The 10,403-nt window shown below is 58.7% G+C and carries 14 protein-coding genes; 10 read left to right on the top strand and 4 right to left on the bottom strand.

Annotated features, from left to right (window positions below):
- The coding region (locus JCM21793_RS28540) for a DAK2 domain-containing protein (protein ID WP_155983356.1) at window positions 1-143 on the top strand (143 nt) is incomplete at its 5' end.
- A 191-nt stretch (window positions 144-334) separates the two neighbouring features.
- Here the strand turns inward: JCM21793_RS28540 and JCM21793_RS29655 are convergent.
- The 3 genes from JCM21793_RS29655 to JCM21793_RS01840 are packed head-to-tail and all read right to left on the bottom strand — an operon-like array spanning window position 335 to window position 2,303.
- The gene (locus JCM21793_RS29655) at window positions 335-526 is read right to left on the bottom strand and encodes a hypothetical protein (RefSeq protein WP_202901388.1); all 192 of its coding nucleotides are present in this window, start codon (window positions 524-526) and stop codon (window positions 335-337) included.
- Window positions 523-1,266: a threonine ammonia-lyase gene (locus JCM21793_RS23575; RefSeq protein ID WP_202901387.1), complete on the bottom strand. Its 744-nt coding sequence runs from the start codon at window positions 1,264-1,266 to the stop codon at window positions 523-525. The genes JCM21793_RS29655 and JCM21793_RS23575 overlap by 4 nt, the downstream gene beginning before the upstream one ends.
- Window positions 1,263-2,303 carry a succinylglutamate desuccinylase/aspartoacylase family protein gene (locus JCM21793_RS01840; protein ID WP_025029293.1) on the bottom strand — a complete coding sequence of 347 codons (1,041 nt, stop codon included), beginning with the start codon at window positions 2,301-2,303 and terminating at the stop codon, window positions 1,263-1,265. The genes JCM21793_RS23575 and JCM21793_RS01840 overlap by 4 nt, the downstream gene beginning before the upstream one ends.
- 115 nt (window positions 2,304-2,418) lie before the next feature.
- On the opposite strand from JCM21793_RS01840, the gene JCM21793_RS01835 reads away from it, so the two are divergent.
- From JCM21793_RS01835 to JCM21793_RS01800, 9 genes are all read left to right on the top strand, one after another.
- Window positions 2,419-3,750: an alanine racemase gene (locus JCM21793_RS01835; RefSeq protein WP_025029292.1), complete on the top strand. Its 1,332-nt coding sequence runs from the start codon at window positions 2,419-2,421 to the stop codon at window positions 3,748-3,750.
- A 4-nt stretch (window positions 3,751-3,754) separates the two neighbouring features.
- Complete coding sequence (locus JCM21793_RS01830) at window positions 3,755-4,423, top strand: amino acid ABC transporter permease (protein WP_025029291.1); 669 nt, start codon at window positions 3,755-3,757, stop codon at window positions 4,421-4,423.
- 14 nt (window positions 4,424-4,437) lie between these two features.
- Window positions 4,438-5,088: an amino acid ABC transporter permease gene (locus tag JCM21793_RS01825; protein ID WP_025029290.1), complete on the top strand. Its 651-nt coding sequence runs from the start codon at window positions 4,438-4,440 to the stop codon at window positions 5,086-5,088.
- Window positions 5,075-5,803 (top strand): amino acid ABC transporter ATP-binding protein, encoded by a 729-nt coding sequence (locus JCM21793_RS01820; RefSeq protein ID WP_025029289.1) that lies wholly within the window; start codon window positions 5,075-5,077, stop codon window positions 5,801-5,803. The genes JCM21793_RS01825 and JCM21793_RS01820 overlap by 14 nt, the downstream gene beginning before the upstream one ends.
- 14 nt (window positions 5,804-5,817) lie before the next feature.
- A complete protein-coding gene (locus JCM21793_RS31130) occupies window positions 5,818-6,084 on the top strand; it encodes a transporter substrate-binding domain-containing protein (RefSeq protein WP_306306721.1) in 267 nt (88 codons plus the stop codon).
- The gene (locus tag JCM21793_RS23570; protein ID WP_306306720.1) at window positions 6,048-6,605 is read left to right on the top strand and encodes a transporter substrate-binding domain-containing protein; all 558 of its coding nucleotides are present in this window, start codon (window positions 6,048-6,050) and stop codon (window positions 6,603-6,605) included. Before JCM21793_RS31130 ends, JCM21793_RS23570 begins: the two co-directional genes overlap by 37 nt.
- 28 nt (window positions 6,606-6,633) lie before the next feature.
- Window positions 6,634-6,981: a RidA family protein gene (locus JCM21793_RS01810; RefSeq protein WP_036539316.1), complete on the top strand. Its 348-nt coding sequence runs from the start codon at window positions 6,634-6,636 to the stop codon at window positions 6,979-6,981.
- Between the two features lie 61 nt (window positions 6,982-7,042).
- Window positions 7,043-8,080, top strand: coding sequence for a M14 family metallopeptidase (locus tag JCM21793_RS01805; RefSeq protein ID WP_025029287.1), 1,038 nt, complete (start codon window positions 7,043-7,045; stop codon window positions 8,078-8,080).
- Between the two features lie 9 nt (window positions 8,081-8,089).
- Window positions 8,090-9,145: a LacI family DNA-binding transcriptional regulator gene (locus tag JCM21793_RS01800; protein ID WP_025029286.1), complete on the top strand. Its 1,056-nt coding sequence runs from the start codon at window positions 8,090-8,092 to the stop codon at window positions 9,143-9,145.
- Between the two features lie 340 nt (window positions 9,146-9,485).
- On the opposite strand, the gene JCM21793_RS01795 is transcribed toward JCM21793_RS01800, so the two are convergent.
- The gene (locus JCM21793_RS01795; RefSeq protein WP_025029285.1) at window positions 9,486-10,400 is read right to left on the bottom strand and encodes a LysR substrate-binding domain-containing protein; all 915 of its coding nucleotides are present in this window, start codon (window positions 10,398-10,400) and stop codon (window positions 9,486-9,488) included.
- Between the last annotated feature and the right edge of the window lie 3 nt (window positions 10,401-10,403).

Below are 10,403 nucleotides of genomic sequence, written 5' to 3'. Positions count from 1 at the left end.
GCGCCGGGGCGCAGGAAACGGCCACGATGGCGCAGGCGCGCGCTGGGCGGTCTGCCTATATCAACGCCCAGCAACTGGAGGGAAATGTCGATCCGGGCGCGGAGGCCGTCGCTGTATTGTTTGAGCATTTGGCGCGACGATAGATTTGGCCCAGTCGCTGCCCGGTCAGGGCGGCGGCATTCTGCGGGTATCCATTCCAGCCACCACGCAGTCTCACCGTCCGCCCGCGAAAAAAACGCGATGCATACCGTGGTGATAAGAAGGTTCACCTTCGGCGGTCCGCCCGGAACCAATAGGACATCATAACCCCGCGGGGCAGGCGTTGATTGCCTGGCTAGAATGGCAATCCCGCGCCGCAGACGGGCGCGCAGATTTTTTCGCCCGGCTTCACTGAAACAAGTCCCTCCGAAAGTGCGGCAACCGCCGCTGCGCCACTGAGATCGGCGGCAATGCCGAATTCGAACCAGAGGTTTTTCGCCGCATTGGCCATCGCCTCGTCTTCGACAAGCACGATGTCGTCGATCACTGTACGGGCCAGTGCAAACAGCGCGTGGTCTGTACGTCGCATGCCATGGTGGGAACCGATGTGGTGATACGCTCCAGTTCTGCGACACTTCCTGTTTCCATGGACTTGTGGAGGGTCGGCGATCCGACGGGCTCCACGCCAATCACCCGTATCTCCGGGCGGGCTGCTTTCAGTGCCACTGCGACGCCGGTGATGAAGCCGCCGCCGCCGATTGCCACGACGATGGTGTCGACATCAGGAAGGTCCTCGAGAACTTCCAGACCCACGGTGCCCTGACCTGCCACGATCGTCGGATCTGCAAATGAGTGGAAGTACAGCGCACCCGTTCGTTGTGCGTGTTCCAGCGCTTCGCTGTTCGCCTCGTCATAGTTCTTTCCGGCGATCACCGCGGTCGCACCCCAGCGTTTCATCTTCTCGATCTTGTCCGGGAGAACGTTGTCTGGAAGGAAGATGTGCGCGGGGACGCCGGCGAGATTGGCGCTGCGGGCGACGGCCAGTCCGTGATTTCCACCCGAAGCCGCCACCAGCCCGTGCCTAACGTCGTTGGGTGAGGCGGAGAAGAGTTTGTTCGCAGCACCTCTTGCTTTGAAGGACCCCGATGGTTGAAGGCACTCCAGCTTGAGATAAAGTTCGCCGCAAGAAGTCGATTTGCTTAGCTGGGTCGCAGGCAGGAGCGGTGTCCGTCGCACATAAGGAGAAATCCTTGCTGAGGCGGCCCGGATGTCCTCGATGTCGATCATGACAGCATTCCTTCAAAAGGCGTGGCGATGACCAGGCAGCAATTTCCCGGTTCCACGCGTCCCGGATGGCGCTTGGCGTAGAGAATGCCGTCCTGACCATAACGAAGTTGGAGTGGCGGGCGCTCGGGATTGTCGACGAAGTGGATTTGGCCTGCCGGCTCGCCCGCGCGGACCTCTGTTCCCAGGGGGGCGAATGGTTCGAAAACACCCCCTTCCGGCGCGAACACATATCCCTTAGCGCCTGGGATTTCGAGCACTTTGCGTGCGCCGGACGCACCGCCCGGCCTCTCATCAGGTTCGAGAATCTTTAAATGTTTCAGCACGTTCCGAACGCCGGTCCTGCAGATGTGCAAAGCATCCATTGACACCGTGCCGGTTCCAGCCATTTCCGTGCCGACGGTTGTAAGTCCCGCCTTGACGGCCGCCGCCGTCGATGAACGCTGCTCGCCCAGATTGCTAATCACCACGGTCATTGGTGCCCCGAAGGCCAGCACCGCCTCGATGTTGCGGTGTTGGTGGTCAGGATCCGTTGTGGGTTCGACAATTGCGCTCGGCAGAATATCGAGTGACGACCCTCCCGAATGAAGATCGATGAATGCGTCCGAGATCGGATAAAGATGGTCACACACGAAGGCCGAAATTTGCTGGGAGATCGTGCCCTGTGGATCTCCGGGATAGGTTCTGTTGAGATTCAGTCCGTCAACCGGCGAGGTGCGATGCGCAGCCCTCACGGCGGGCAGGTTGAGTGCCGGGATCAGTATTAGACGCCCGGAAATGTGGCGCGGGTCGAGTTCGCGGAACAGTTCTCCCAGTGTTATCGGGCCTTCATGCTCATCCCCGTGATTGCCGCCCGTCAAAAGCGCTGTGGGCCCATCCCCATTCTTCAGGACAGCAATGGGGATTCGTGTTGCACCCCAGGCGTCGGAATGCGGTGAATGCGGAATATGAATGAAACCCGTCTGCTTGCCCTCCCGTTCGAAGTCGACGGTGGCAAAAGCGCTTCCTTGACGCGGTTCAGGGGGAGTCTCGTAGCTCAAAATGGCGTCCCTATCATTTGGGGGTTGCGTCTGATGTTCAAAATGATAACGTTGTCATATCACGATGTCTACACACTCTCTCACGCTGGAAAAGCACCAATCGATGCAACAACGGATGCCAGACCGTCGCGGCGACATACACAAAACGGCCCACTCGCATGGCGGCCTCGGCGTGGCAAATGCCGCGTTTTGCATTGACGACACGATTCGCGGTGTTCCGGCTGGAACGGTGTCACTCGCAGCGAGTGACGTTGCTGGGTTCGGCTGGTCGGTGAGCGGTGGAGACCTCTCTTATCCCGTTCTGACCGTTTCCGGTTCTGCCTACAATGGCAATCGGGATGCGATGTTTGCATATGCCAGAGAACACGGCGCGCTTCTGGCTCCGCACATCAAGACGCCGATGTCGGTCGACATAGCTCATGACCTGATGGATGCAGGTGCCTGGGGCGTGTCCGTTGCCAATCTCCAGCAGGCGAGTGTCATGCTGCGGGGCGGTGTTAAGCGGCTTCTGATTGCCAACCAGCTAGGCGGTGAGCGCATGGGCGACGGGTTGGGGCGCTTGCTCAATGCCTATCCAGACGCCGAGGTCGTCCTGTTCGCGGATTCCGAAGCATCGCTCGCTGTTGCCGACCGGGCAGGGGAGATTTCCGGTCGGGTGTTTCCAGTTCTTGTCGAAGTGGGGCTCGGACGGGCAGGGCTGCGTGATGTCGAGCAGGCACGAAAGGTTATCGGGAAGGCGCTGACGCTTAAGCATGTGCGTCTTGGCGGTGTTGCCGCCTACGAAGGGGCTGTGGCTTCGGCGGATCCCGCTGCGACAGTGGAAGCGATCAGGAACTTGAACGATCTGCTGAAAAGCGTGTTCGACCTGGTGCGGAGTGCTGTGCCCGAGCGCCGTTTGGTTCTCTCTTCCGGCGGGTCGCAATATTTCGATCTGGTTGTGGATGCCCTGTCTCCGTTGGCCCGCGCGGATGGCAATATCGATCTCATCCTTCGCAGTGGCGCGATCTTCTTTCACGATCACGGCGTTTATGCGCAGGCCCTCGAGCGTATGGACGCGCGCAATGGATTTGTATCAGGGGGAAATGCCGCGTGCGTGTTCCAGCCGGCAATGCGGGTTTGGGCGCAGGTTCTGTCACGCCCGGAAAGCGATCTGGCAATTTGCGGCATCGGAATGCGTGATGTCTCTTTCGATCAGGGATTTCCGCTGGCGCTGAAATCCTGGCGTGATGGTCTGTGCAATGCCACGCTGGATGGTTTTTCGGAGGTCGAGAAACTCAACGATCAGCATGGCTTTCTTCGCCTGAAGCAGAGTGTCGATGTCAAGGTGGGTGACATCATCGAGTTCGGCATTTCTCATCCGTGCACCTGCTTCGATCGCTGGCGACACTTTTTTGTCGTCGATGACAATCATCGCGTGACATCCGTGCACGCAACCTCTTTCGGATAACCAGATGCAGAACCTGAACTTTCAGCAGGTATTGCGCTATCAGGACGAGTTCCTGCACGGCATCGTCAATACCTTGGAAATGACAGCCATCGCGGCATTCTTCGGGCTTTTGATTGGCGTTGTTGGCGCTGTTCTCGTGGGTAGTGGCCCCAAGCCTGTGCGGATCTTGGTGAAGGCGTATATCGAACTCATCCGCAACACCCCGCCGCTCATACAGCTGTTCGTTATCTTCTTCATCTTTCCGAGCGCTGGAATCAGACTGGCGCCTTTTCCGGCGGCTTGCGTCGCCTTGAGCATCTATTTCGGTGCCTACGCGATCGAGATTATCCGTTCGGGCCTCGCCTCCATTCCCAAAAGCCAGGTGGAAGCGGGTGAGTGCCTGGGGCTGACTCGGTTCGAGGTCTTTCGCTATGTCGTTCTCGCTCCGGCGCTGCGTAACATCTACCCTTCGATCACCAGTCAGTTGATCCTGCTTCTGCTTGGCACATCGGTCGCTTCCCAGATCGCGGCTGAGGAGCTTTTTCACACCGCGACCTTCGTCGAATCCCGAACCTTCCGCAGCTTCGAAGTCTACGCGCTCATTTCCGCGATCTATGTCGCACTGGTTGTCGCCAGCCGCGTCATCTTCGCGATTGTGGGGGCTGTCGCGTTTCGCTGGCCTGTGCGGCGGTAGTCGGAGAACAGAGCATGCGTACTTTATCCCTTGTCGATCTCATGGCCTTTCTTGAAGGGCTTCAATGGACGCTCGTTCTTGTCGTTCTGTCCTTCGTGTTTGGCGGCCTGCTGGGCTTGACCCTTGCCTTGCTTCGCACCAGCAACGTTGCACCCATTCGCTGGATGGCTTCCGCATTCCTGCAACTGGTGCAGGGCGTCCCCCTTCTGGCGCTTCTGATGTTCTTCTATTTCGGGATGCCTGTTTTTCTTGGCGTCGAGGTTCCCTCGCTGATGGCAGTGACGGTGGCCTTCTCGATTTACTCAGGCGTTTTCCTTGGAGAGATCTGGCGTGGGGGCATTCAGGCCGTGAAATACACGCAATGGGAGGCCGCTGCGTCCCTTGGGCTTAGCCGCTGGGAGCAGTTCGTCTTCGTCATCGCCCCTCAGGCCCTCAAGATTTCGCTTCCGGCAACGGTCGGTTTCCTTGTGCAGCTCATCAAGGGCACATCGCTGGCATCCGTGGTGGGGTTTGTCGAGCTCACGCGCGCAGGTCAGATCGCCAGCGCGGCGACATTCCAGCAGCTACTCGTCTACAGCATCATCGCGGCAATTTATTTCGCGATCTGTTTTCCGCTCACTCAATGGTCCCGTTCACTCGAGGCGCGTCTCAATGGCACTGGTTGAAATCAAAAATGTTCGCAAATCCTTTGGGGCGCTGGAGGTTCTGAAGGATGTCTCGCTCACCGTGGAAGAAGGCGAGATCGTAACCATTATTGGCCGAAGCGGCTCCGGCAAAAGCACGCTTTTGCGCTGTATCAACGGGCTGGAGGACATCCAGGACGGGGAAATCCGCGTTGAAGGACAGCAGGTACACGGGCAGATGAAGAAACTGCGCGAGCTTCGCCAGAAAGTGGGCATCGTTTTTCAGGCGTTCAACCTGTTCCCGCATCTCACGGTCGAGCGAAACATCACGCTTGCTCCCATTCGAACCGGCCGGGTCTCAAAAGCCGATGCACGGGCGCTGGCCGAAAAGGTTCTGGCGCAGGTTGGGCTCTCGGAAAAGATCGATGCCTATCCGGAGCAGCTTTCAGGCGGTCAGCAGCAACGCGTCGCGATAGCGCGCTGCCTGGCCATGTCGCCCGACTTGATGCTTTTCGACGAGGTCACTTCCGCACTCGATCCCGAACTTGTGGGCGAAGTGCTGAAGGTCATGGAGGATATGGCTTCGCGCGGCATGACGATGATTCTGGTGACGCACGAAATGGCCTTCGCCCGCGATGTCGCGACGAAGATCGTGTTTATGCATCAGGGGCGTGTCTGGGAAGAAGGACCTCCTTCGGAGCTTTTCAGTAGTCCCAAAACACCGGAGCTGAAGAGCTTCATTGGAAGCAATCACTAGAGAGGAGAACACAGATGAAACGATTGGCTCAATTCATAGCCGCGGCCGCTATGGCTGTCGGCGCCGCCGCGGCGCCAGCCAAGGCTGACCAGTTGCAGGATATTCTGTCCGCCGGCGAAATTCGCGTCGGCATACTGCTTGATGTCGCACCATGGGGCTTCAAGGATGAGAGCGGAGAGGCGACCGGCCTCGATGTGGAAGTCGCCGAACTTCTCGCAAGCGATCTAGCGTCGATCTCGAAATCGTGCAGGTCACGGGCCCGAACCGCATTCCCAGCCTGATGGCGGACAAGGTCGACATTCTTATCGCAGCCATCGGGGCAACGCCGGAGCGCGCTCAGCAGGTCGCGTTTTCTCAGCCCTATGCAGCGGTCGAGCTCGGTGTCTACGGAGCCGCCGACATGCCCGTGGCTGAGACGCCGGACCAACTTGCCGGCACGAGCATTGCAGTGGCCAAGGGAACGACGCTCGATCTCTGGCTGACCGACAACGCGCCCGAAGCAAAGCTCATTCGCTTCGAGGATGTCGCTTCGACCCTCTCGGCATACATGGCCGGTCAGGCGCAGAGCTTTGCCGAGAACAGTGCCATTGTTGCCGAAGCGGCAAAAGACAATCCCGATGTTGAGATGGAACGCAAGTTCCTTATCCGCCAGTCGCCGGCACACATCGCTATCAAGCAGGGCGAGCCGGATTTCCTGCGGTGGATCGACACGTTCCTTTTCTCCAACCGCTTGAACGGCAAGCTGCCGGCATTGCAGGAGAAATGGTTCAACGTGAAGCAGGACAACCTGCCGCGTATCTGAAGAACGAGTAATAAGAGAGGTATTTTCCATGTCTATCGAGCGCTTGGAACGCGGCTCCCGCATGAGTCAGGCAGTGGCCTGCAACGGCCTTGTGCACGTGGCAGGTCAGGTCGCGGACAATCGCAAGGCTTCCATCGAACAGCAGACCGAAGAGGTTCTTGCGAAGATCCTCTCGCTCGTCGAGCGTGCCGGGTCTTCGAAGTCCAGGATTGTGGCGGTGAATGTTTTTCTTCCGCACATCACGGATTTCGACGCGATGAACTCGGTCTGGGACAAATGGGTCGATCTGGAAAATCCTCCGGCGCGTGCCTGTGTCGAAGCCAGGCTGGCCGACCCCGATCTGCGCGTGGAAATGACCGCAGTCGCCTCTCTTTGAGCCTAAAGAGACGGACGTCACGCGCGTCCGCCTCTTCCCATAGCCATCAGGAAGATTATCCGTGCACACCGGTGTTATCAGCGATCTGGATCTTGTCGAAGATGGCAAGTTTTCATCTTATCTCTCAATTCCGTTTTCGGTGGATCGTTCGCCTTACTTCCAGGTTCGGACGCCGATTTTCCGCATGAAAAGCGGGGAGGCCCGACTTCTTCTGATGGCCGGAAACCACGGTGACGAATATGAGGGGGTTTTCGCCCTAGCGCATTTGATCAGGCGGCTTGTGCCTTCCGAACTGAAGGGAGCCGTGACGATCCTGCCGTTGGCCAACGGACCAGCCGTTATGGCCGGTCGGCGCTGCTCCCCGTTGGATGACGGCAATCTGAACCGCGCGTTCCCTGGCAATCCCGCGGGCACGCCGACGGAGCGACTGGCACATTATCTCGAAGATGAGCTTTTTCCCGCTCACGACGTAATCTTCGATATGCATTCCGGCGGGACGTCGATGGAACATCTGCCCACCGCGTTGATCGAGGAACAGGTAACGACCGAGCGCACGAGGCGGGCGCTTCATCTCGTAAGCAGTCTCGGTCAGAAATACGCTTTTGTCGCCAGGAACGGCTGCGATTCTCCGACGTCAATGGGCGCCGCCGGTCGTGCTGGCGCGATTGGAATCAGCGGTGAGTTCGGTGGTGGCGGAACGGTGACGCCCGATACAATGGCCGGGATGGCGCAAGCAATCGACTGCCTGATGCAGAATCTCGGCATGATCCACAAACCGGTGTTGAGCACTCATGTCTCGGAAAGGGCCGCGCCTACGTTCTTGAGCCTGCATAGTCACGATCAGGGTATCTATTCAACACGCCGCGGCTGGTTCGAGCCGTATATCCGGCTCGGACAGGCGGTCGCGGCGGGAGATGCCGCCGGGTTGTTGCACGATCTGGAGGCTCTCGAAGAGAAGCCGATAACTCTCAGATTCAAACTCCCGGGAATCGTGATATCACGTCGTTTGCATGCACATTGCGAAGCGGGCGATTGTCTGGTCCAGGCGGCGTCCGAACTGACCGATGTGGATCAACTGCTTGTATCGCAGCCAGACTGATGATGGGGCATGAACCGACCGACCTACGATGATGTTCTACGCGTTTCCTCCCCCACTGAGGAAGCCGGTGCCGAGCGGCGCCCTGTACGCATTGAAGAAGTGGCGCGCCTGGCCGGTGTATCACCGATTACAGTGTCACGGGCGCTTCGCAATCCGAAGATGGTGTCGGAGAAGCGGCGTGAGCGCATTCGCCAGGCCGTTGAGACAACCGGCTACTTCTCTAATCCGCATGCCAAGGCGCTACGCAGCGGCCAGTCCGATATCGTTGCGGCGTTTGTGTCCAATATTCTAAGTGAGCAGTTCAGCCTCGCAGTGGAGGGATTGGCCGAGGTTCTGGAACCAGCAGGCTTCCAGGTGGTTTTAAGCCGCACATCCTATTCCTATAAACGTGAGACCACGCTCGTGCGGTCTCTGACCGCCACGCGACCCGCGGCGGTGTTCATAACCGGCGTGATGGAACTTGAGGCGAACCGATCGTTCCTGCGGGGCCTCGGGGTGCCTGTCGTTGAGAGTTGGGCGTTTGCCCGGGATCCGATTGACATGCTTGTCGGTTTCTCCAACACCGATGGCGCGCGGTTGGTTGCCGAACATTTTGCCGAACGCGGTTATCGCAAAGTGGCGTTCATCGGCCGCAGCGGCGGTCGTGGTGCACTGCGCAGAAAAAGCTTCGCGATGCACTGCGAGCGGCTCGGTCTTCAGGTGCAGCGGGAGATCACGCGTGATACGGTTTCCGGCGTACCGGAAGGCCGCGAGGCGATGCGCAGTCTCTTGGAAGAAAATCATGAAGTTCAGGCAATTTTCTGTGCAAGCGACCTGCTTGCGATCGGCGGGCTCCTGGAGGCGCGCGAGTGTGGGTTGCGTATCCCCGAGCAACTGGCTATCGCGGGCTTCGGGGATTCAACTCTAGCGGAAGAGATTTCACCTGGACTGACGACCATTGTCGCCGATTCCCGCAACATCGGAACACAGGCAGGCGAGTTGATGCTGCAACGCTTGCGGGGCGAGACCCCGGAGCAAACGCAGAGGCACGTGTCAATCAAGCTCGTCTGTCGCGGCTCAACCTGAAAGCTGAACTGGTAGTATCAGGAATTGGCGGAATGGAGCTTGGAAATGCGGATGCAGGCGGTTCAGTTCGGTCCGAACTGCCTCCCCATGCTTGATGCCGTTTGTGTTGTCGGGTTGGGCTTAAGCAAAACTTTTTAGCCGAGAAGGCGCTGAATGGGGGCTAAAGCGGGGAACGCATGAGCGCCTATTGTGTCGTCCAGCGGGCCGAAGAGGCCGACCCTTGGAAGGGCCCGCCATCATGGATAGTGGGCGGCAAGGTGACTTCAAGCCCTAGCTGACATCGTTCGCCGGATACTGCCCGAACGGCTCTTCATGCAGTGGCCATTGGCTAAAGTACCCATCACAACGTCACGCCGGAAGCGATCCTCGGGAATGAGGTGGTCAACCAGCTTCTGACGGTGTTCGCGAAGAGCAAGCCGGTTTGCGGTTTGATCTTGTGAGCCGGCCAGAGCAGCCAGACGTTGACATATGCCGCAGGTAGAAACGGCTTGGCGACGATGCGTTCAGACGAGTAATCGGCGGGCGTGAACGGATCAATGATCGTAACTCCCATGCCGTTGGCGACGAAAGCGCAGGCGCTGTCGGAGTGCTGGGCCTCGATCTGGATCTTCCGTTGAATGCCGAGGTCGTTGAAAACCTTCTCGATCGCCAGTCGATCCGGATCTTCTATGCTGAGGGAGATGAAATTCTCTCCGCGCAGATCATGCGGATAGATCGCATCAGCCCCCGCCAGCCGGTGGTTGGCGGGCATCACGCACACCCTTTGCAAACGATGCAGATGCTGAACCTCAATACCGGAGTGATCTGCCGGCAGGATGCTGAACCCCATGTCAATCTGCTGGGCGGCAACACTCTCGACAATGCGGCGCGACGACATGCTGCGAAGCGATACGTTTAGGTGCGGGCGTTCTGCCAGAAAGCCCGTCAGAATGCGGGGCAGGTTGCGGGACGCGAGAGCCGGAAACGCGGCAATCGTAAGCTGCCCACCGCGTTGGTCGCGAATATCGTTTGACGCGCGCCGTATCTGGTCAACGCCCAGAAACATCTGGTCGACCTTGCCGAAAAGCTGCTGAGCTTCAGGTGTCGGTAGGGTGCGACCGGCCCTGCGCACGAAAAGATCGTAGCCACATGAGGCTTCCAGATTGGCGATGAGCTTGCTCACGGCAGGCTGGGAGACATGGAGCAGTTCTGCAGCAGCGGTAATCGTGCCGCTCTGCATCACGGCTCTGAAAGCCTCCAATTGGCGAACGTTCATGGC

The organism is Nitratireductor aquibiodomus NL21 = JCM 21793, from assembly GCF_000615975.1.
Classification (GTDB): Bacteria; Pseudomonadota; Alphaproteobacteria; order Rhizobiales; family Rhizobiaceae; genus Nitratireductor; species Nitratireductor aquibiodomus.
This window is presented reverse-complemented; position numbering and strand designations above follow the sequence as displayed.

Bases quoted from the DNA above. Each gene is read 5' to 3' on its own strand.
- JCM21793_RS01835 (WP_025029292.1), top strand. From the start codon at position 2,419: ATGCCAGACCGTCGCGGCGACATACACAAAACGGCCCACTCGCATGGC.
- JCM21793_RS23575 (WP_202901387.1), bottom strand. From the start codon at position 1,266: ATGATCGACATCGAGGACATCCGGGCCGCCTCAGCAAGGATTTCTCCT.
- JCM21793_RS01810 (WP_036539316.1), top strand. From the start codon at position 6,634: ATGTCTATCGAGCGCTTGGAACGCGGCTCCCGCATGAGTCAGGCAGTG.
- JCM21793_RS01795 (WP_025029285.1), bottom strand. From the start codon at position 10,400: ATGAACGTTCGCCAATTGGAGGCTTTCAGAGCCGTGATGCAGAGCGGC.
- JCM21793_RS01825 (WP_025029290.1), top strand. From the start codon at position 4,438: ATGCGTACTTTATCCCTTGTCGATCTCATGGCCTTTCTTGAAGGGCTT.
- JCM21793_RS01800 (WP_025029286.1), top strand. From the start codon at position 8,090: ATGAACCGACCGACCTACGATGATGTTCTACGCGTTTCCTCCCCCACT.
- JCM21793_RS31130 (WP_306306721.1), top strand. From the start codon at position 5,818: ATGAAACGATTGGCTCAATTCATAGCCGCGGCCGCTATGGCTGTCGGC.
- JCM21793_RS01820 (WP_025029289.1), top strand. From the start codon at position 5,075: ATGGCACTGGTTGAAATCAAAAATGTTCGCAAATCCTTTGGGGCGCTG.
- JCM21793_RS01830 (WP_025029291.1), top strand. From the start codon at position 3,755: ATGCAGAACCTGAACTTTCAGCAGGTATTGCGCTATCAGGACGAGTTC.